This is a genomic window from Dermatobacter hominis (assembly GCF_020715685.1).
In the GTDB taxonomy this organism is placed as follows: Bacteria; Actinomycetota; Acidimicrobiia; order Acidimicrobiales; family Microtrichaceae; genus Dermatobacter; species Dermatobacter hominis.
The window spans coordinates 4,604,900-4,625,656 of sequence record NZ_CP085840.1 but is presented as its reverse complement, the minus strand read 5'-3'; the positions used below and the strand labels follow the sequence as shown (position 1 = coordinate 4,625,656).

Below are 20,757 nucleotides of genomic sequence, written 5' to 3'. Positions count from 1 at the left end.
GTGGGGGTCTTCGGCCGTCGCCGCCGGTCCACCGACGAGGGGACGGCCCCGACGACCGTCGCGCTCGCCGGCGCCGGGGCGATCGCGGTGGTCCACGCGCTGGCCGCCCCCGCCGCGGGCTGCCAGGTCGTCGCGGTGGCGTCCGCAGGCGGCAGCTCCGCCCGCCACCTCGCCGGCCAGCTCGACGAGCAGCAGGCCCACCGGGTCCGGCACGTGCGGATCGACGAGCTGCCGGCCGGTGCCGACCTGCTGGTGGTGGCGAGCCCGCCGGCGACGCACGCCGCGCTGGTCGCCCAGGGCCTCGCCGGCGGTGCCGACGTGCTCGTCGAGAAGCCGTTCACGACGACGCTGGCCGACGCCGACGAGCTGGTCGGGCTGGCCGCCGAGCCCGGACCGCTCCTCCGCTGCGCCGAGAACCTCCTGCACGCGCCGGCGTGGCGGGCCTTCGCCGCGCACCGCTCCGGCATGGGCCCGCTGCAGCACCTCTCGGCCCGCACGCTGCAGCCGCCGCCGACGTGGGGCCACTTCACGCAGCCGCTCGAGGCCGGCGGCGTGCTGTTCGACCTCGGTCCGCACGCGCTCGCGCTGGTCATCGGCGCAGCCGCGGAGCCGGTGGTCGGCGTCGCCGCCACGCTCAGCTCGTCGCGCGACGACGGCGCCGACGACGACGCCGTCGTCCGGCTCCGCTTCGCGTCCGGTCTGGTCGCCTCGGTCGACGTGTCGTGGACCTCGCCCGACACGGAGTGGTCGCTGCAGGCCGCCTCGCCCGACGGCGTCGCCCGGCTCGAGCTGTACCCCGACGTGCTGGTCGAGCTCGACGGCGAACCCGTCACGCTGCCCGACCGCCACCCCTCTGCGCCCGACCCCGCGCTCGAGCGCATGGGCTACGTCGACCAGCTGCGCGACACGGCGAGCGCCGCCGACGGCCACCCGGCGCCGGGCCAGACGCCGGAGCAGGCCCGCGACGTGCTCGAGGTCATCTGCGCGGCCTACGCCTCGGCCGGCTCGGGCGGTGACGAGGTCGCGCTCCCGTTCACCGGCGACCGCACCCGCACCCCGCAGCAGCTCTGGCGCGGCTGACCCGGCGCGAGCGGCGGGCCCGAGAGGGCGACTGGACGGACGGGGTAGACCGTCCCGCATGGACGACTGGCCGGCACTGAGGGTCGACGACTGGGTCGACACCCGCGACACCTTGCAGCTCTGGACCCAGATCGTCGGCAAGGTTCGCATGGAGCTCAGCGCCCCGATCAACCACTGGTGGCACGTCACGCTGTACGTGTCGGCACGTGGCCTGCGCACCACGGCCATCCCGAACCCGTCGGGCGGGGCGTTCGACGTCGAGTTCGACCTCATCGGCCACCAGCTGGTGATCCGCGGCTCCGACGGGTCGTCGAGCGCCGTCGAGCTCCGTCCCCGCACGACCGCCGACCTGTACGACGAGCTGTTCGACCGGCTGCGGGCGATGGGCATCGACGTCGAGATCTTCGGCATGCCGGTCGAGCTGCCCGAGGTGATCCCGTTCGCGTCCGACACCCTGCACGCGTCCTACGACGCGGATGCGGTGCGGACCTTCCACGGCCAGCTCGTCTCGGCCGACCGGGTGCTCCAGCGGTTCCGCTCGGAGTTCCGCGGCAAGGTCAGCCCGGTCCACTTCTTCTGGGGCGCGTTCGACCTGGCCGTCACGCGGTTCTCCGGCCGGCCCGCGCCCGAGCACCCGGGCGGAATCCCCAACTGCCCCGACCGCGTCATGCAGGAGGCGTACTCCGACGAGGTGTCGAGCTGCGGGTTCTGGCCCGGCGGACCGGCCGACGACGCCGACAGCGAGGGCACGTTCTACGCGTACGCGTACCCGGAGCCCGACGGCTACCGCGACGTCGAGCTGACCCGCGGCCGCTTCGACGACGGCCTCGGCGAGTTCGTGCTCCCCTACCGCGACGTCCGGACCGCGGACGACCCCGACGCCGTGCTGCTCACGTTCCTCCGCGAGACCCACCGAGCCGCCGCGGACCTGGCCCGCTGGCCCTGACGCAACCGGGCACACGCGGCGCTCGGGTGCGCCGTCAGAACTCCTCGTCGAAGGCGACCTCGCCCTTGACGCCGACCTGGTACGACGAGACGGTCCGCTCGAAGAAGTTCGTGAGCTCCTGGACGTCCTGCAGCTCCATGAACCCGAACGGGTTCTTCGAGCCGTAGATCTTGGGCAGGCCAAGGGTGGTCAGGCGCTGGTCGGCGACGAACTGCAGGTACTCCCGCATGTCGGTCAGCGACATCCCGCCGATGCCCTGCGAGAGCAGGTCCTCGGCGAAGCCGTACTCGCACTCGATCGCCTCGCCGATCATCTCGGTGACGCGGGCGCCCAGGTCCTCGTCGAACAGGTCGGGCTCCTCGCGCCGCACCTGCTCGATGACCTCGAACGCGAAGTTCATGTGGCACGACTCGTCGCGGAACACCCAGTTGGTGCCGGCGGCCAGGCCGTTCAGCAGGCCCTTCGACCGCAGGAAGTACACGTAGGCGAAGGCGCCGAAGAAGAACAGGCCCTCGATGCAGGCGGCGAAGCAGATCAGGTTGAGCAGGAACTGCTTGCGGTCCTCACGGGTGCGCAGCTCGTCGAGGCTGTTGATCGAGTCGATCCACTTGAAGCAGAACTCGCCCTTGCGCCGGATCGACGGGATGTTCTCGATGGCCGCGAAGGCCTGGGCGCGCTCGGCCTGGTCGGGGATGTAGGTGTCGAGCAGCGTCAGGTAGAACTGGACGTGCAGCGCCTCCTCGTAGAGCTGGCGGCTGAGGTACATCCGGGCTTCGGGCGTGTTGATGTGCTGGTACAGGTTGAGCACCAGGTTGTTCGCCACGATCGAGTCGCCGGTGGCGAAGAACGCCACGAGCCGGTTGATGAGGTGCCGCTCCGCGGGCAGCAGCTTGCGCTGCAGGTCGACCAGGTCGTCGGAGAAGTCGATCTCCTCCACCGTCCAGGTGTTGCGGATGGCGTTCCGGTACATCTCGTAGAACTGCGGGTACCGCATGGGCCGCAGCGTGAGGTGGAAGCCGGGGTCCAGCAGGCGGCCGCCGCCGGCCGCCGGATCGGGCTCGATGGCCGGCGGGGCCACCGGGGCGAACGTGGGGTCAGCGAGGGCGCTGGGGTCGAGTGAGACGGCTTCGTTGAGTGCCATTGGGCGCGGTGCTCCTGGGGCGAGGGCGACGGTGAGGTCGGTCGAGGTGGGTGGTGGCGGACGGGGACGTGCTCAGGAAGCGCCGCTCACTGGCAGGCTTCGCACGCTTCGGGGTTCTCGAGCGAGCAGGCCAGCGCCTCTTCGTCCGAGTAGGTCGTGGGCGCCGGAGCGGGCTCGCCGCCGCCGGTGGGACCGCCACCCGACGGACCGCCGTCGGGCGTCGTCGACGTCGTCGCGGACGTCGTCGTCTTGTTGATGCGCGTCGCCGGACGGGAGCGCATGTAGTACGTGGTCTTCAGGCCCGACTTCCACGCGTGGACGTACATCGAGGAGAGCTTCCCGATGGTCGGCGACTCCATGAAGAGGTTCAGCGACTGGCTCTGGTCGATGTAGGCCCCGCGGGCGGCGCCCATGTCGATCAGCGCCCGCATCGGCAGCTCCCACGCCGTGCGGTAGACGGCCCGCACCTCTTCGGGGATGGCGTCGATGCCCTGGACGGAGCCCTCGTCGCGCTTGATGGCCGAGATGATCGACTCGGTCCAGAGGCCGCGGGACTGCAGCTCGCGCACGAGGTAGGTGTTGATCTGCAGGAACTCGCCCGAGAGGGTCTCCCGCTTGAAGAGGTTGGAGACCTGCGGCTCGATGCACTCGTAGCAACCGGCGATCGAGGCGATCGTCGCGGTCGGGGCGATCGCGATCATCAGCGAGTTGCGCAGCCCCGTGGCGGCGATGCGCTCCTTGAGGGCGCTCCAGCGGGCCGGATCGGACGGCGTGACGCCCCAGAGGTCGAACTGCAACTGGCCCTTGGCGGCCCGGGTCTCGGCGAAGCCGTCGTGCGGGCCGAACCGCTCGGCCAGGTCCGCCGAGGCGGTCAGGGCGTTGAAGTAGATCTCCTCGGAGATCCGCGTCGACAGGTCGCGGGCGGCGTCGCCGTCGAACGGCAGGCCGAGCTTGAAGAACACGTCCTGCAGGCCCATCAGGCCGAGGCCGACCGGGCGCCACTTGGCGTTCGAGTTCCCCGCCGCGTCGGTCGGGTAGAAGTTGATGTCCACGACCCGGTCGAGGAACGGGACGGCGAGCCGGACGACGTCGGCCAGGCGGTCGAAGTCGAACGCCAGGGCGCCCGAGGCGTCGGGCCGCACCATGGCGCCGAGGTTCACCGAGCCGAGGTTGCACACGGCGGTCTCGGCCTGGTTGGTGACCTCGAGGATCTCGGTGCAGAGGTTCGACAGGTGCACGACGTTGGGCGTGCCGTCGGCGGCGGTCGAGCCGGTCTGGTTGCACTTCAGGTTGGACGCGTCCTTGAACGTCATCCACCCGTTGCCGGTCTCGGCCAGCGTGCGCATCATGCGCTGGTACAGCTGGCGGGCCGGGACCTGGCGCTCGAACAGGCCCTCGTTCTCGGCCGTGATGTAGGCGGCTCGGAACTCGTCGCCGTAGAGGTCGTTGAGGTGCGGGACCTTCTTCGGGTCGAACAGCGACCACTGCCAGTCCTGCTCCACCCGCTCCATGAACAGGTCGGGGATCCAGTTGGCGAGGTTCAGGTTGTGGGTCCGGCGGGCGGTGTCGCCGGTGTTGTCGCGCAGCTCGAGGAACTCCTCGATGTCGGCGTGCCACGTCTCGAGGTAGACGCAGGCGGCGCCCTTGCGGCGGCCGCCCTGGTTGACCGCGGCCACCGAGCTGTCGAGCGTCTTGAGCCACGGCACGATGCCGTTCGACAGGCCGTTCGTGCCGCGGATCAGCGAGCCGCGGGACCGGATGCGGCTGTAGGAGAGGCCGATGCCGCCGGCGTGCTTCGAGAGGCGGGCCACGTCGCGGTAGCGGTCGTAGATGGCGTCGAGGTTGTCCTCGGGCGAGTCGAGCAGGTAGCAGCTCGACATCTGCGGGTGCGCGGTGCCCGAGTTGAACAGCGTCGGCGAGCTCGGCAGGTACTCGAGGCTCGAGATCAGCTCGTAGAACTCGATGGCCTCCTCGGGCGTGCGGGACAGGCCGCAGGCGACGCGGAGGAGGAAGTACTGCGGCGTCTCGACGACCCGGCGGGTGTCGGGGTGGCGCAGGAGGTAGCGGTCGTAGACGGTGCGGAGGCCGAAGAACTCGTACAGCCAGTTGCGGTCGGCGAGCACCGCGTCGTTCAGCTTGCGGGCGTTGGCCGCGACCATCGCCGCGGTCTCGTCGCCGATGATCCCCTGGGCGTGGCCCATCGCGACCGACTGGCTGAAGGAGTAGATGTCCTGGTTCTGGACCTCCTTGTCGATCACGGTGGCGAGCAGGCGGGCGGCCAGCCGGGAGTAGTTCGGCTCCTCGGCGATCAGCGCGGCGGCCGTGCGGATCGAGAGCTCGTCGAGCTCCTCGGTGGTGGCGCCGTCGACGAGGCCCGAGATCGTGCGGGTGGCGACGCGCATCGGGTCGACGTTCTCGAGGCCGGCCGCGCAGCGGGCGACGGCCCGGACGATCTTGTTGAGGTCGACGGGCTCGAGGCTGCCGTCGCGCTTGCGGACCTGCATCGGCGACCCGGTCGCCGAGTCGGTGAGGTCCACGACGCCGGTCGACGGCATGGGTCCACCGACCTCGTCGCCGACGACCTGCACGGGCCGTGCGCCCGCCTCGGTCTCGTCCGGAACCACGTCCTGCTGGAGTGCCACCTCGGTCCCCCTTCTGCGCACCCTGCGCTCGTCTCGCCCGCCGGCCTGGGGAACCGGCGAGCCCTCTCGTGTGGTTGCTCTCTGTGCTGTTGGACTGGCTGTTCGCCCTACCGGGGACGGCGTTGTCGGTGGGATCCGGTCCTGCGTGGCACGTGCCGCGACGAGCACCAGATGTTGTGGCGGGGCGATGTTCCACCCCCAAGATGTGGGGACAGGGCCGTAATTACAGCCAGGTAACTACGAGCCTGTCAACGGTTTCAGGAAACCTCGCTGAGCGTCACGACCGCCACCACGCGCGGTGGTCGGAGACGGACGGCACACCGCCCGGGTCGTGCGTAGGGTGGGCCCGATGGACGCCGCCGACCCCGCTCCCGTCGCCCCCGGCTCGCCCGGATCGGCGCTGTGGGACCCCGACGCGGTGCCCGCGGCCACCGTCGCCGTGCTCCGCGACGGGCCCGACGGGCTCGAGGTGCTGATGCTCCAGCGCGACCAGGGGCTGAGCTTCGCGGGCGGGATGTGGGTGTTCCCCGGCGGTCGGCTCGACCCCGAGGACTGGCCTGAGCCCGGTGAGGACGACCCCGACACGGCGCGCGAGGTCGCGGCGCGACGCGCCGCGGTCCGCGAGGCCCAGGAGGAGTCCGGGCTCGACGTCGACGAGGCCGCCCTCCGCCGCTGGTCGCACTGGACGCCGCCGCCCCGCCAGGACAAGCGGTTCACCACCGCCTTCTTCGTCGCCCCCGCCTCCGACGCCACTGCCCGGGTCGTGATCGACGACGGCGAGATCCGCGCCCACCGGTGGGCCCGGCCCGCCGACGCGATCGCCCTCCGCGACGCCGGCGAGATCACGCTCGCGCCGCCCACCTACATCACCCTCGTGCAGCTGCTCGACCACGACTCGGTCGACGCGGTCATGGCCGCCGCCGACGACCGGGCGATCGAGCACTTCGCCACCCGGATCGCCGTCGTCGGCGAGCAGTGGATCGCGCTCTACCACGGCGACGTCGCCTACGAGGTCGAGGAGCCCGACGCCTCGGTCCAGGGGCCACGGCACCGCCTCCTGATGGACGCCACGTGGGAGTACATCCGCGACGCCGGCCCCTGAGGCCCGCAGCCGTGCCAGGTCGGTGTGGGAGGGTGGGCCCGTGGACGACGACCAGCACCGGCCGATCACGGCACCCGAGACGATCGTGTGCGTGGACTGCGGCGGCACCTGCCACCTGCTGAGCACGCCCTACGAGGGGGAGGACGGCCGCATCGGGTTCCGGCCCGGCGACATCGTCTCGTACCGCTGCAGCGACTGCCTCGACCGCTGGGACATCGAGCTCGACGAGACCGACGGCTGACCGGCTCCGCCGCGACCGGGCCCTGTGACCGGGCGGGACCGATACCCCCTCAAGGGCGACTGGGCACCGCCGCTACGCTGGATCCTCCATGGATCCCGCCCCTCCCCCCGCTGACGGCGGCGGCACCGGCCGACCGCCCGGGCAGCCGTACCCGACCGTCCCGTCGCGCCCGGACCTGCCGGTCATCGAGCAGCGGCTGCTCGACCGCTGGGCGGACCAGAAGACCTTCGAGCGCTCGGTCGAGCAGCGGCCGGCCGACGACGAGTTCGTCTTCTACGACGGGCCGCCGTTCGCCAACGGGCTTCCCCACTACGGCCACCTGCTGACCGGCTACGTCAAGGACGTCGTGCCCCGCTACCAGACGATGCGGGGCAAGAGGGTGGAGCGCCGGTTCGGCTGGGACTGCCACGGCCTGCCGGCCGAGATGATGGTCGAGCAGGAGTCGGGCATCGCCGGCCGCGCCGCCATCACCGCCTTCGGCATCGACAAGTTCAACGACCTCTGCCGCACCTCGGTCCTGCGCTACACCGACGAGTGGGAGCGCTACGTCACGCGCCAGGCGCGCTGGGTCGACTTCGCGGACGACTACAAGACCATGGACCTCCCGTACATGGAGTCCGTGCTCTGGGCCTTCCGGCAGCTCTGGGACAAGGGGCTCGTCTACGAGGCGTACCGGGTCATGCCGTACTCGTGGGGCGCCGAGACCCCGCTGTCGAACTTCGAGATCCGCCTCGACGACGCCACCCGGCCCCGCCAGGACCCGGCGCTGACCGTCGCCTTCCGCGTGCTGGCCGACGCCCGGCCGGGCCGGGCCGGCGAGCTGCTCGGCGACGGACCGGCCGAGATCTGGGCATGGACGACCACGCCGTGGACCCTGCCGTCGAACCTGGCCCTCGCCGCCGGTCCCGCCCTCGAGTACTCGGTGGTCGACGTGGTCGACGGCCCGCGGGCCGGCACCCGCGTCGTGCTCGGCACGGGCGCGCTCGCCCGCTACGAGAAGGAGCTCGGCGAGGGCCACGAGGTCGTCGGCACGCTCACCGGCGCCGACCTCGGCGGCGTGCGCTACGAGCCGATGTTCCCGTACTTCGCGGGACGGGAGAACAGCTTCCGGGTGCTCACCGACGACTTCGTCACCGACGACGACGGCACGGGCGTGGTGCACATGGCCCCGGGCTTCGGCGAGGACGACCAGCGCGTCAGCGAGGCCAACGGCATCGTGCTCGTCTGCCCCGTCGACGACAGCGGCCGGTTCACGTCCGAGGTGCCCGACTACCAGGGCCAGAACGTCTTCGACGCCAACCCGAACGTCATCGCGGACCTGAAGGCGCGCGGCGTGGTCGTGCGCCACGACACCTACGACCACAACTACCCGCACTGCTGGCGGACCGACACGCCGATCATCTACAAGGCTGTGTCGTCCTGGTACGTCGAGGTCACCGCGTTCCGCGATCGCCTCGTCGAGCTGAACCAGGACATCAACTGGATCCCGTCCCACGTGCGCGACGGCCAGTTCGGCAAGTGGCTCGAGGGCGCCCGCGACTGGTCGATCAGCCGGAACCGCTTCTGGGGCTCGCCGATCCCGGTGTGGCGCTCCGACGATCCCGCCTACCCGCGCACCGACGTCTACGGCAGCCTCGAGGAGATCGAGCGCGACTTCGGCGTGCGCCTGACCGACCTGCACCGCCCGACCGTCGACGAGCTCGTCCGCCCCAACCCCGACGACCCGACCGGCCGGTCGATGATGCGACGAGTCCCCGAGGTGTTCGACTGCTGGTTCGAGTCGGGCTCCATGCCGTTCGCGCAGGTCCACTACCCGTTCGAGAACAAGAGCTGGTTCGACGAGCACTCCCCCGCCGACTTCATCGTCGAGTACATCGCCCAGACGCGAGGCTGGTTCTACACGCTGCACGTCCTGTCGGTCGCGCTGTTCGACAGGCCGGCGTTCTCCAACGTGATCTGCCACGGCGTCGTGCTCGACCACGAGGGCCGCAAGCTGTCGAAGAAGCTGCGCAACTACCCCGACCCCGAGGAGGTGATGAGCACCCTCGGCTCCGACGCGCTGCGCTGGTACCTGATGGCGTCGCCGATCCTCCGCGGCGGCGACCTGCGGATCGCCACCGACGCCAGCGACATCAGCGAGGTCGTCCGGCTCGTCATCAACCCGATCTGGAACGCCTACTCGTTCTTCACGCTCTACGCGAACGCCGACGGCGAGCGGGGCGCGCTCCGGACCGACTCCACGCACCTGCTCGACCGCTACGTCCTGGCCAAGACGCGGGAGCTGGTCGAGTCGACCCAGGCGCGCATGGACGCGTTCGACATCGCCGGCACCTGCGCCGACGTCGTCGCGTTCCTCGACGCCCTCAACAACTGGTACATCCGCCGCTCCCGCGAGCGGTTCTGGGGGACCGGGGTCACGGACGAGGACCGGGCCGACGCACGGGACACGCTGTTCACGGTGCTGACCACGCTGGCGCGGGTGACCGCGCCGCTGCTGCCGTTCGTGAGCGAGGAGATCCACCTCGGCCTCGTCGGCGACGGCGACGGAACCGGTTCGGTGCACCTCGAGGACTGGCCCGACGCGACGGCGCTGCCGTCGGACCCGGCCCTGGTCGCGTCGATGGACCGCGTGCGCGAGGTGTGCTCGGTCGCCCTCGGCCTGCGCGAGGACCACCGGCTCCGCGCCCGGCTGCCGCTCGCCCGCCTGACCGTCGCCGGCCGGGACGTCGCTGCGCTCGAGCCGCTGACCGCGCTCGTCCGCGACGAGGTCAACGTGAAGGAGGTCGTCCTGACCGACGACCTCGACGCCGTCGGCACGTTCCAACTCCGCCCCAACGCCCGCGTGCTCGGCCCGCGCCTCGGCAAGGCGGTGCAGGACGTCATCAAGGCGGCCAAGGCCGGCGACTGGACCGCCGCCGACGACGGCACGGTCACGGTGGCCGGGCAGACCCTGCAGCCCGACGAGTTCGAGATGGCGCTCGAGGCGCGGGAGGGCGCGGCTGCGGCGCCGCTGCGCGACAACGGCGCGGTCGTCGAGCTCGACGTCGAGGTCACCCCCGAGCTGGCGGCCGAGGGCCTCGCCCGGGACGTCGTCCGCATGGTGCAGCAGGCCCGCAAGGACGCCGGACTGCAGGTCACCGACCGCATCCGCGCCTCGCTGTCGCTGCCGCAGGACGCAGCCGACGCCGTCGCCGCGCACCGCGACTGGGTCGCCGAGCAGGTGCTCGCCACCTCGCTCGAGGTCACCGTCGCCGACGGCGAGCCGTCGGCCACCGTCGCCGTCGCCGGCTGACCCGCAACCCCTCCTGCCTGCTCTGTTCCACCGGATCGACGCGTGAGCGTCGATCCGGTGGAACAGAGCGGGCGGGCGCGTGGGGTGTGCGGCTGGCAGGATCCGGCGGCATGAGCGAGACCGGCGTCGTCGACAGCCACGTTCACCTGCTGCCCGGCCGCCTCGGCGCCAAGGTGCGGTCGATCTTCGAGGACCTGGGCGGCTACCGCCTGGCCTACGAGGCCGAGCACTCGGCGGTGTGCGAGCAGCTCGCAGCGGAGGGGGTGTCGACGATCTGGACCCTCCCCTACGCGCACCGTCCCGATGTGGCCGAGGGCCTCAACGAGGCGGCGGCGGCCACCGCGGCGTCGGACCTGGCCGTCGACGTCGTGGCCGGCGCCACCGTCCACCCGGGTGATGACGACCCGGTCGGCGTCGTGCGCCGAGCGGTCGAGGACGGCGGCGCCCGGGTGCTCAAGCTCCACTGCTCGGTCGGCGACTTCGGCCCGCTCGATCCCGGTCTGCGGCCCGTGTGGGACTACGTCGAAGAGGTCCGGCTGCCCGTCGTCGTGCACGCCGGGCGGGCGCCGAGCGGCGTGTCCGACGAGGAGGACCTGGCACCGCTCGACGAGCTGGCCCGGCGTCACCCCGAGGCCCGCGTGATCATCGCCCACTGCGGCCACGACCAGGAGCGCCATGCGCTGCGGATCGTGGCCGAGCACCCGAACGTCCACGCCGACCTCACGCCGGTCGTGAACCGGCTCGTGCAGATCACGCCCGACGACGCGGCCCGCCACGCCGACCGCCTGCTGTTCGGCACCGACGCGCCGAACACCGAGCTGACCGCGGCACGGTGCCGGGCGCACGTTGACGGCTTCGGGCTCGGCCCCGAGGCGCTCGGCGCGGTGCTCGGCGGCAACGCCCGCCGGCTGGTCGCCGACGTCCGCAGCTGAGTCTGCCCGGCCCGGCTCCGCGCCGACGCCGTCAGCCGGCCGGCCGGCGACGGTTCAGAAGTACGTCGGGTCGGCGCGGTGCGAGCCGGCCAGCAGCTCGGCCTCGGCGACCTCGCGGATGCCCTGGAGGCGCATGACGCGCCGACCGTCGGACACGACGAGCACGGCCGTCCCGTCGCCGGCGGCCTCGACGCCCACCATCGTCTGGAGGGGGTGCAGCGACTCGACGAGCGGCTGACCAGGGCGGTCGGCGACGACGAGGAGCCGCCGCTCGGTCCGCGCGACCACGCACGGCAGGCCCTTGGCGCGGCCGGCGACCAGCCGTTCGACGCGCTCGCCGCCGGCGAGGACGGACGAGGCGACCTCGAGCGCGCCGGCGCACGCCCTGGCCGAGGCGGGGTCGAGCCTGCCGATGGCGGCGCCGAGGGGATCCGGCCGGCGAGGTCCCGGGCCGGACGGTTCCTGCTCGGGGGGACCGGGCCGACGGCCGAACGGCGAGGGGCCAGGGCCGCCGTGTCCTGCGCGGTGCGAGAACGGCTCGCCGACCGGCCGGAACGGCCCGGTGGAGCGATCGGCGCCACCCCCACCCTCGGTCGGTGCCTGGCCGACGCCGAAGCGCACGCCGTCGGGCGTTCGGGGCAGCGGGCCCGTGGCGAAGGGGGCGCGCGGCACTCGCGGCTCCTCGACCGTCCAGGCCTCGGGGCCGACCGGCCCGGCCGGAGGGCGGCCGGCGGAACGGGCGTTCACGTTGGGATCGACCCCGGTCCGGGGCTCGGTGCCGAAGGCGTCGCCGGTGACCTCGACCGTCGGTGCGTCGGCCTCGACCGGCGGCACCGGCTCCGGGGCGGCCTCGGAACCTTGGTCCGCGGTCCGCGAGCGCGACCGGCGGCGGCGGGTGGTCCCCGCCGATGCGCTCTTGCGCGAGCGACGGCGCACCGGAGGGGCGAAGGCCGGCTCGTCGTCGGTCGCCGCCGGCTCGAGCGGCACCCCGGGCGCCTCCTCGTGCGGACCCGACGCCCATGCGGGCGCGGGAGCCTCGGGCGGGACCTCGACGACCGGCGGCACCTCCACCGCAGGGGGGACCTCAACCGCAGGCGGCACGTCGGCCACCGGCGGCACGGCGGCGGCCGGCGGGACCGCCACCGGCGGGACCTCCGCAGGCGGGGCCTCGGCGGGCGCGACCTCGGGCTCGGGTCGCTCGCCCCACGGCAGCGGTCGCGCCGGGGCGGCCGGCGCGGCGGGCTCGACCGGCGGCGCCTCGGGAGCGGGGGCCTCGGCCGCCGGCACCTCGACGGCGGGCGCCTCAGCTGCCGGCGCGGCCGGCTCGGATCGCTCGCCCCACGGGAGGGGCCGGGCCGGCACCTCGGGCGCAGCGGGCTCGACCGGCGCCGCCGCGGCAGGCGGCACCTCGGCAGGCGGCACCTCGGCGGCCGGCGAGGCGGGCGTCGGGCGCCCACCCCATGGCAGCGCCGGCCGGACGCGGGCCGGCTCGGCCGGCTCGGTCGGTTCCACCGGCGGCGCCTCGGGAGCGGGCCCCTCGGCCGCGAGCTCCGCGGCGGCGGGCTCGGGAGCGGCCGGCTCCTCGACCGGTGGCGCCGCCGTCGGCTCCGTGCGGTCGGAGCCCCACGGCAGGGCAGCCCGCACGACGGGCGCGGCCGGTTCGGTCGACGGGGCGTCGAAGAACGCGGGCGCGGCAGCGGGCGCCTCGACGACCGGCTCGGCCGGCACCTCGACGGGTGGCTCGATCGGCGCCCCGGTGGTCGGCGCCCCGGTGGTCGGTGCCTCGGCGACCGGCTCGACGACCGGAGAGACCGGCGCGTGGGCGGCGGGCCCGATGACCGGCGCGACCGGCGCCTCGGACACCGGGGCAGCGGGCTCCGGGCGCTCGCGGCGCGGCAGCGGCGGTCGGGCCGGCTCGGGCGCCACCGGCCCGGCCGGGGCCACCTCGACCCTCGGCGACGCTGCGGCGGTCGCCGCCGATGCCGCCGCCGGTGTCGGGGGCTGCCGCAGCGGGAGGGGGGCGATCCGCGGCGCGCGCCGACGTTGCGGTGCCGCTGGCTCGACGGCCCGGCCCGACGCGGCGAGGGCCGCCACGGCCGGCGGCGGCACGGTCGGCGGTGCACCAGCGGGGTGCGGCGGGAACGCCGTGCTCGGCGGTGCCGCCGGATCGGTGATGAGGTCCGCGTCGCCGGTCCAGTGGAACCCCGCCTTGCCGAAGCGGTGCAGGCGGGGGCGCTGCGCCCGGCGGGGGCGCGAGCGCAGGTCGCCGTCGTCGAACACGGCCTCGAGCGGCGGCACCGCCGAGGCCCATCGGGCGGGGGCCACGGTCGCCAGCACCCCGAGCGCGGCCGCGGCGCACCCGACGACGAGGACGGTGCCGATGGGGACCGTGAACGACGACAGCCCGAGCGACGACAGGGCGGCCACGCCGAGTCGGGCGCCGACCAGGCCGACGGCGAGGCCGACCAACGTGCCGACGACGGCGAGCGACACGCCCTCGCCGAGGACCATCCGGAGCAGCTGCCGCCGCGACGCACCGCTCGCCCGCAGGAGCCCGAGCTCCCGGCGCCGCTCGCCCACCGACAGGAGCAGCGTGTTGACGACGCCGATCAGCGCCTGCACGAGCGTGAACAGCAGCATCCACTCGATCACGCGCTGGAACCCGTGCAGCACGTCGGACCGCCGCTCGACGAAGGCCTCGGGCTGCAGCACCGACGACACGCCGGATGCCGCGGCCAGCTCCTCGACCTGGGCGCGGCTGGCGGCGTCGTCGGGATCGAGCGCCACGAGCGCGGCGATGTCGGTCGTGGCCGGCACCTGGCGCTTCACGACCGATCGGTCGAGCACCAGGTCGCCGAGCAGCAGGTCGCCCGACGAGTAGATGCCGGCGACGCGGAGGCTCTCGGCCCCGGTGCTCGTGAACGTGATCGGGACGGTGGAACCGACCTCGAGGCCCAGCTCGTCGGCCAGTCGTGACGACACCACGATGCTGGCGGCGTCCAGCGCCGGCGGCGGCTCCCCCACCCACCGCGGGTTCAGGAGGGTCTCGAGCGAGGCCATGTCGAAGCCGGTCATCCGCACGGGTCTGGTGCCCACCCACCCCCGGCCGATCTCCCACCCGCTCGCGGCCGACACCGTCGACAGGTCCGACACCTTGGTCACGAGGTCCTCGGGCAGCCCGCCCCGGGTGAAGGTGCCCGAGTCGACGACCAGGTCGGCCCGGACGAGGTCCCGGACCTCGCCGTCCACCGAGCTGGCGAACGAGGCGAGGAACACGGCGAGGCCCGACACGACGGCGGTGGCCAGGATGAGCGCCGCCGCGGTCGCGGCCGTGCGGGACCGGTGCCGCGCCACGTCGCGGGAGGCGATGGTCCGCAGGGCCGATGGCCGCAGGGGCAGGAGCCGCACCGCACCGGACACCAGGCCCGACAGCACGAGCGGCAGCAGGCCGAGCACGCACACGGCGACGGCGACGCCGATCCCGAGCGCCAGCGGGTCGAGGCCCGCCTCGCCCCTCGACACGAGCAGCGCCGCGGCCAGGCCGAGGACGACCGCCACGAGCCCGACCCGCGCCATCGACTGCACGAAGGTCCGTGGGCGCGGGGCGGCGGCGTGGCTCACGGCCTCGATCGGCGGCACCCGGCAGGCCCGGGCGGCGGGGAGGACGGCGGCCACGACCGTGGCGACGACCCCGATGGCCACGGCCCACGCCAGCGCCGACCACGAGACGGCCGAGCCGGCGACCGGCACCGACGTGTTCAGCGCGCCGAGGGCGCCCTCGATGAGCCGGCCGAGCAGGAGGCCGAGCGGCGCGCCGAGCAGCGATGCGACGAGGGCGAGCGACGCGGCCTCGGCGAGCGCGGCGGTGAGCAGCTGCCACGGCTTGGCGCCGACCAGGCGGAGCCCCGCGAAGGTGCGGCGGCGCTCGGCGTAGAGGAGCGCCAGCGAGTTGCCGACGGTCACCATGCCCACGATGAGCGCCAGCCCTGCGAAGCCGAGGATCAGCGACCGCACCAGCGCGAAGCTGCGGTCGGTGCTCTCCTGGCGGTGCTGCGCGGCGGTCGCGCCGTCGACCACGTCGATGCCCGGCGGCAGCATCGCCGCGATCGTCGACCGGACCTGCTCCACGTCGGCATCGGGCTCGAGCAGCAGGTCGACCGTGTTGTCGTCGTTCGGGCGGTCGAATCGGATCCGGGCCTCTTCGGTGGTGAGCAGCGCCAGGCTGGATCCGGGCGGGAGGCCGCCGCCCTCGGTGCGGACGATCCCGGAGACGGTGTAGGGCGCGGCGCCGGCCCGGCCGACCACGACCACCTGGTCGCCGACGCCGACGCCGCCCTCGGTGGCGGAGCGCTGGTCGATCGCGACCTGCTCCGCAGTCGTCGGTGGGCCGCCCTCGGCGAACTCGTAGGGCGACAGGCGCGGGTCCGACGGGAAGTTGGCGCCGACCGGTTGCTCGGTGAGCCCCAGGGGGACGAGCGTCTCGCCGTCGGGTCCGACGAGCGGGGCGGTGTCCTCGATGCGCGACGACGCAGCGGCCACGCCCGGGACCTCGGCCACCGCCGCCCCGATCGCGCCGGGGACGAGACGGCGGACCTGCTCGGTCGGCGACTCGTACGCGATGCCGCCCTCGACCACGAGCTCCGCCGGGCCGGAGCCCGACGCCGCCAGCGCGTCGAGGCCGGTCCCCACCCGGTCCAACAGGTTCAGCGCACCGGCGAGGTAGCCGACCGACAGGGCGATCGCCACGGTCGCGAGCAGCAGGCGTCGGCGCTGGCGGAGCAGGGCGGCCAGCATCCGCCGCAGCCATCCCCCTGGCCATCCACCCCACCGACGACCCGGGGATCGGCCGGAGCCTCGGCCGACCACCTCGGACACGTCCCTACGATACCGGCGTCAGGACGTGGCGACGTCGAGCACGGCGTCGACGTCCTCCGAGCACAGGACGCCCTCGACGCCCCGGCCGTCGACCACGAGCGCCCACCACGACCGGCCGCGGCCGAGGCGCCCGACGACGGATTCGACCGACTCGGTCGGGTGCACCCGCGGCAGGGCGACCAGCGGTTCGGCGAGCGACCGCACGGGCACCGATCCCCGATGCGCCGGTGGGATCCGGGCGACGGCGTCCCGGGTCACCAGCGCGCCGACCGCGCCCCGGTCGTCGAGGACGGGCACGAACACGGCGCGCGGGTGGGCGGCGAAGAGGCGCTCGAGCTCGGCCACGGGGGCGCCGGGGCCGAGGGGCGTCGGGAGCTCGCGCTGCAGCTCGCCGACGGGGTGGTGGAGCAGCTCGGGCTGGTCCGCTGCGTCCTTCCACTGCGACCGGGCGGCGACGAACAGGAAGAGGCCGAGGGCGAAGATCCAGGCGCCGCTCCAGCGGTCGCCGAGCGGGAAGAAGAGGACGATCGCACCGACGACCATGGCGACGGCGAGCACCTGGCCGATCATCGAGGCCATCCGGGTGGCCGGGCGCTTGCGGCCCGAGCGACGCCAGAGGAAGGCCCGCAGCATCCGACCCCCGTCGAGCGGGAACGCCGGGAGCAGGTTGGACACGGCGAGCACGACGTTGATCGCCGCCAGCCAGATGAGCAGCCCGATCAGCACCCGGGAGCCGTCGAACCGGTCGATCCCCCAGGCGCCGACGCCCGCGATCACCGCCATGACCATGCTCATGGCCGGGCCGGCGGCGGCGATCCGGAACTCGGCGCCCGGATCGTCGGCGTCGCCCTCGAGCTTCGCCACGCCGCCGAAGAGCCAGAGGGTGATCTCGACGACGTGCACCCCGTTGCGCTGGGCGACGTAGCTGTGACCCAGCTCGTGTCCCACCAGCGACACCATGAACCCGATCACGCCGAGGAACGCCCCGAACCAGTAGGCGCTCGTCGGGAACCGGGGTGCGATGTTCGGCAGGGAGACCTCGGCCAGGCTGAAGGCGAGCAGCACGCTGACCACGAGGACGCCGCCGTTCACGCCGATGGGCACGCCGAGGAGCCGGCCGAGACGGAGGTGGGTGCGCACATCGGGCAGGGTACCGGCTGCCGTGTTGGCACCGGCTTCGCCGGGCTGCTCCGATGAGAGCCCGTCCAGCCGGCGTCGGAGCACGCCGCCCGGCCGACCAGGAGCGACCGACGCCGTGACCACACCCCCCTCCGCCGACCGGCTGGTGGCGCGGCGCGCGACCGAGCGCGCCGAGCTGGTCGCGCTGCTGCGCCGGGAGCCGGTCAACCCGGTCGACGGCGCCGAGGACCCCGAGGTCTTCGACCGGGCGCTGGCGGACCGGACCGACGTCGACCGGCGCGTGTTCGTGCTGGTGCACCCGCACCACCCCGAGCACCCCCGGACCGTCGTGTGGGTCGCCCTCACCGTCGGCGTGCCGGGCTCGCTCGTCGAGCTGCTCGACGATCGACCGGCCACCGATCCGGCCGAGGCCGACACTGCGGTCTTCTGGTCGATCTGGAACGCCGACCGCGAGGTGCCCGGGGTGGGCACCGGCGTCGACCTCATCCTCGGGGCCGCCGAGCAGCTCCGCGAGGAGCTGCCCCACCTCGCCACGTTCGTGACCCTGTCCCCCGTCCCGGGCCTCCGCCGCTGGCTCGAGGAGCGCGCCGGGGCGGGCGAGGCGCCGGTCGACCCCTCGGATCGCTCCGCGCTGTGCGCCGCGGCGGCGCGCTACCTCACGGCCCGCCGACCCGACGGCCGGCCGCTCGACCCCGTCGCACGGTTCCACCTGCGCAACGGGGCCCGGCTGTGGCGGCTCGATCCCGACGCCGACCCGAGCGAGCGGGGTCGGCAGCGCTCCCACGGGCTCATGGTGAACTACCGCTACGAGCCCGAGGACCGGGCGGCGAACCGCGAGCTGCTCGAACGCGGTGACGTCGCGCTCGGCGACGACGTCCGGGCGCTGCTCGAGGGCTGACGCCGGCGGCGCTCGGCCGGACGGTCCGCGCCGGACGATCCTCCCGGCCGCTCAGGCCGGCGGGAACAGCGCGGTGACGTCCTCGGGGGTCGTCGCCGGGTTCACCAGGCAGTAGCGCAGCACCGTCTCGCCGAGCCACGTCGTCGGCACGATGAAGCCGATCTCGGACTCGGCCAGCCGGTGGCAGAAGTCCCAGTGCTCCTGCGAGCTCCAGCCCCGCCGCCGGACGAGCAGCACCGACAGCTCCGGCTCCATCACGAGGTCGAGGTGCTCGGCCTCGCGGGCGACGTCCGCGGCCGCGACGGTGACCTCGATCGTCCGGTCGACCGCGTCGCGGTACGCGTCGGTGCCATAGGTGGCGAGCGAGAACCAGAACGGCAGGCCCCGGGCCCGCCGGCTGAGGTGCGGTGCGTAGTCGCTGGGGTTCCACTCCCCTTCCGCGTTCACGGCGTCGAGGTACGCGGCCTGCTGGGTGAACGTGTGGCGGGCGAGCTCCGGCTCGCGGTACACGATCGCCGCGCAGTCGTAGGGAGCGAAGAGCCACTTGTGCGGATCGACCGTCATCGAGTCGACGCGCTCGATGCCGTCGAAGAGGTGCCGGCGCAGCGTCGAGCACAGCGCGCCCCCGCCGTAGGCGGCGTCGACGTGGTACCAGGCACCGAGCCGGGCGGCGAGGTCGGCGGCGCCCGCCAGGTCGTCCACGCCTCCGGTGTTGGTCATGCCGCCGGTGGCGACGACCGCCACGACCTGATCGGCGATCGCGTCGAGGTCGTCGAGGACTGCGTCGGGCAGCTCCGAGGGCCGGAACCGGCCGAGCGCGTCGCCCGGCACCACGAACGGCTCGAGGTCGAGCAGCTCGAGCGCCGAGCCGATCGACGAGTGGGCACCGCTCGACACGACGACCACCGGGCGACCGGCTGTGTCGGCGCCGAGGACCGGGACACCGGCCGGGCGGCGCGACCGCCACGTGTGGCGGGCCACGGCCAGGGCGGAGAGGTTGGCGATCGATCCGCCGGAGACGAACGTGCCGCCGGAGCCCTCGGGCATGCCGGCGACGTCGGCCAGCCAGCGCAGCGCCTCGTTCTCCGCGTGGACCGCCCCTGCGCCCTCGAGCCACGATCCGCCGTAGATGTTGCTGGCGCTCACCAGCAGGTCGAACGCGGTCGAGGCCTCGGTCGCGGCGTTGGGCACGAACGCCAGGTAGCGGGGGTGGTCCATCGACAGGCACGCCGGGGCCAGCACGTCGGTGAAGAGCGCCAACGCCCGGTCGGCGCCGATCCCGTCGGCCGTGATCGCCGGCCCGGCGGCCTCGGCGAGATCCCGAGGGGACCGGGCCCGGTCGAGCGGCGGCGGGTCCATGGCCAGGCGCTCCCGTGCCGCGTCGAGCACCGAGTCGACCAGCCCGTCAGGCTGACCCGCGCTGGGTCTGTGCATCCGGTCCGACATCGGGCCATTCTCCTCCTCCCGACGACGCGGTGGCCCTCTGAGCGACGCGGTGGCCGCAGTAGGTTCCGGTCCGACGACGCGGAGGCGACCATGAGCGACGATCCCACGACCGGCGCGATGCCGGCGGTGTTCATCGGCCACGGGAGCCCGATGAACACGCTCGAGCACAACGCCTACACCGAGACCTGGGCCGACGTCGGCGAGCGGGTGGGGCGCCCACGGGCGATCCTCTGCGTGTCGGCCCACTGGTACGTCAACATCACGGCCGTGACCGCCATGGCGGCGCCGCCGGTGATCCACGACTTCTACGGGTTCCCCGACGAGCTCTTCGCGTTCGACTACCCGGCGCCCGGGTCGCCCGAGTTGGCCGAGGAGGTGGCCGACGTCCTGTCGCCCAGCTACGTCGGCCTCGACCGGGACAGCTGGGGTCTCGACCACGGCACCTGGTCCGTGCTGGCCCACATGTACCCGGCCGCCGACGTCCCGGTCGTGCAGCTGTCGATCAACGGCACGGAGCCGCTCGAGGTGCACCTCGAGCTCGGTCGACGGCTCGCCGGGCTCCGGGACCGGGGCGTGCTCGTGGTGGGCAGCGGCAACGTGGTGCACAACCTCCGGCGGCTCGACCCGCGCCTCCCCGACGACGGCACCGAGTGGGCCCGCTCGTTCGACCTCGCCGCCCGCGAGGTGCTGACGGAGCGACCGGGCGACCTGGTCGAGCTCGAGCGCCACCCCGACTACGCGCTCGCCGTCCCGACGCCCGACCACTTCCTGCCGGTCGCGTACCTCGCGGGCATGGCCGATGCCGCCGGCGTCGGCCTCGACCTCCTGGTGGGTGGCTACCAGCTGGGCTCGCTGTCCATGGCGTCGTACGGGCTCGGGTGCCACCCCGACGGTGCGGTGCCGGACGACGTGCACGTGGACGAGTCGCTGCCCGATCCGTCGGTGGTGCCGCCCGACGCCACCAACCTCTGACGGCCGCTCTCGCAGCGGTTTCCGTCAGCTCACGACGGCCAGCGCCGCCA

Annotated in this window: 13 protein-coding genes; 8 read left to right on the top strand and 5 right to left on the bottom strand. The window is 73.8% G+C overall.

Annotated features, from left to right (window positions below; genetic code table 11):
• Window positions 1–1,080 carry a Gfo/Idh/MocA family protein gene (locus LH044_RS21625; protein ID WP_227757710.1) on the top strand — a complete coding sequence of 360 codons (1,080 nt, stop codon included), beginning with the start codon at window positions 1–3 and terminating at the stop codon, window positions 1,078–1,080.
• Between the two features lie 58 nt (window positions 1,081–1,138).
• Window positions 1,139–2,026: a DUF5996 family protein gene (locus LH044_RS21620; protein ID WP_227757709.1), complete on the top strand. Its 888-nt coding sequence runs from the start codon at window positions 1,139–1,141 to the stop codon at window positions 2,024–2,026.
• 34 nt (window positions 2,027–2,060) lie between these two features.
• On the opposite strand, the gene LH044_RS21615 is transcribed toward LH044_RS21620, so the two are convergent.
• Together LH044_RS21615 and LH044_RS21610 are read right to left on the bottom strand one after the other, a co-directional pair.
• Window positions 2,061–3,020: a ribonucleotide-diphosphate reductase subunit beta gene (locus tag LH044_RS21615; protein ID WP_374210650.1), complete on the bottom strand. Its 960-nt coding sequence runs from the start codon at window positions 3,018–3,020 to the stop codon at window positions 2,061–2,063.
• A 233-nt stretch (window positions 3,021–3,253) separates the two neighbouring features.
• Entirely contained in the window at window positions 3,254–5,722 is a 2,469-nt protein-coding gene (locus LH044_RS21610) for a ribonucleoside-diphosphate reductase subunit alpha (protein ID WP_374210649.1), read from the bottom strand.
• A 436-nt stretch (window positions 5,723–6,158) separates the two neighbouring features.
• Here LH044_RS21610 and LH044_RS21605 point away from each other — a divergent pair, with 436 nt between their 5' ends.
• The 4 genes from LH044_RS21605 to LH044_RS21590 all read left to right on the top strand — a co-directional run bounded on the left by LH044_RS21605 (window position 6,159) and on the right by LH044_RS21590 (window position 11,376).
• Window positions 6,159–6,911, top strand: coding sequence for an NUDIX hydrolase (locus LH044_RS21605; RefSeq protein WP_227757706.1), 753 nt, complete (start codon window positions 6,159–6,161; stop codon window positions 6,909–6,911).
• A 40-nt stretch (window positions 6,912–6,951) separates the two neighbouring features.
• Window positions 6,952–7,152, top strand: coding sequence for a hypothetical protein (locus tag LH044_RS21600; RefSeq protein ID WP_227757705.1), 201 nt, complete (start codon window positions 6,952–6,954; stop codon window positions 7,150–7,152).
• An 88-nt stretch (window positions 7,153–7,240) separates the two neighbouring features.
• Window positions 7,241–10,444, top strand: a complete 3,204-nt coding sequence (gene ileS / locus LH044_RS21595; protein ID WP_227757704.1) for an isoleucine--tRNA ligase — start codon at window positions 7,241–7,243, stop codon at window positions 10,442–10,444.
• 110 nt (window positions 10,445–10,554) lie between these two features.
• Window positions 10,555–11,376, top strand: a complete 822-nt coding sequence (locus LH044_RS21590) for an amidohydrolase family protein (protein WP_227757703.1) — start codon at window positions 10,555–10,557, stop codon at window positions 11,374–11,376.
• A gap of 54 nt (window positions 11,377–11,430) precedes the next feature.
• Here LH044_RS21590 and LH044_RS21585 read toward each other — a convergent pair whose 3' ends face one another.
• Window positions 11,431–16,170, bottom strand: coding sequence for an FtsX-like permease family protein (locus LH044_RS21585; RefSeq protein ID WP_227757702.1), 4,740 nt, complete (start codon window positions 16,168–16,170; stop codon window positions 11,431–11,433).
• Window positions 16,171–16,269: 99 nt separating this feature from the next.
• Window positions 16,270–17,391 (bottom strand): site-2 protease family protein, encoded by a 1,122-nt coding sequence (locus LH044_RS21580; protein ID WP_227757701.1) that lies wholly within the window; start codon window positions 17,389–17,391, stop codon window positions 16,270–16,272.
• 115 nt (window positions 17,392–17,506) lie between these two features.
• Here LH044_RS21580 and LH044_RS21575 point away from each other — a divergent pair, with 115 nt between their 5' ends.
• Window positions 17,507–18,289, top strand: a complete 783-nt coding sequence (locus tag LH044_RS21575) for a malonyl-CoA decarboxylase domain-containing protein (RefSeq protein WP_227757700.1) — start codon at window positions 17,507–17,509, stop codon at window positions 18,287–18,289.
• A gap of 51 nt (window positions 18,290–18,340) precedes the next feature.
• On the opposite strand, the gene LH044_RS21570 is transcribed toward LH044_RS21575, so the two are convergent.
• Complete coding sequence (locus LH044_RS21570) at window positions 18,341–19,735, bottom strand: pyridoxal phosphate-dependent decarboxylase family protein (RefSeq protein ID WP_227757699.1); 1,395 nt, start codon at window positions 19,733–19,735, stop codon at window positions 18,341–18,343.
• Between the two features lie 117 nt (window positions 19,736–19,852).
• Between LH044_RS21570 and ygiD the strand changes: the two genes are divergently transcribed.
• A complete protein-coding gene (gene ygiD / locus LH044_RS21565) occupies window positions 19,853–20,707 on the top strand; it encodes a 4,5-DOPA-extradiol-dioxygenase (protein ID WP_508619044.1) in 855 nt (284 codons plus the stop codon).
• Window positions 20,708–20,757 lie beyond the last annotated feature (50 nt).

Excerpts from the sequence above, each read along its gene's own strand:
- LH044_RS21620 (WP_227757709.1), top strand. The coding sequence starts at position 1,139 with ATGGACGACTGGCCGGCACTGAGGGTCGACGACTGGGTCGACACCCGC.
- LH044_RS21615 (WP_374210650.1), bottom strand. The coding sequence starts at position 3,020 with ATGCGGTACCCGCAGTTCTACGAGATGTACCGGAACGCCATCCGCAAC.
- LH044_RS21610 (WP_374210649.1), bottom strand. The coding sequence starts at position 5,722 with ATGCCGTCGACCGGCGTCGTGGACCTCACCGACTCGGCGACCGGGTCG.
- LH044_RS21605 (WP_227757706.1), top strand. The coding sequence starts at position 6,159 with ATGGACGCCGCCGACCCCGCTCCCGTCGCCCCCGGCTCGCCCGGATCG.
- ileS (WP_227757704.1), top strand. The coding sequence starts at position 7,241 with ATGGATCCCGCCCCTCCCCCCGCTGACGGCGGCGGCACCGGCCGACCG.
- LH044_RS21590 (WP_227757703.1), top strand. The coding sequence starts at position 10,555 with ATGAGCGAGACCGGCGTCGTCGACAGCCACGTTCACCTGCTGCCCGGC.
- LH044_RS21585 (WP_227757702.1), bottom strand. The coding sequence starts at position 16,170 with ATGCTGGCCGCCCTGCTCCGCCAGCGCCGACGCCTGCTGCTCGCGACC.
- LH044_RS21570 (WP_227757699.1), bottom strand. The coding sequence starts at position 19,735 with ATGTCGGACCGGATGCACAGACCCAGCGCGGGTCAGCCTGACGGGCTG.
- ygiD (WP_508619044.1), top strand. The coding sequence starts at position 19,853 with ATGCCGGCGGTGTTCATCGGCCACGGGAGCCCGATGAACACGCTCGAG.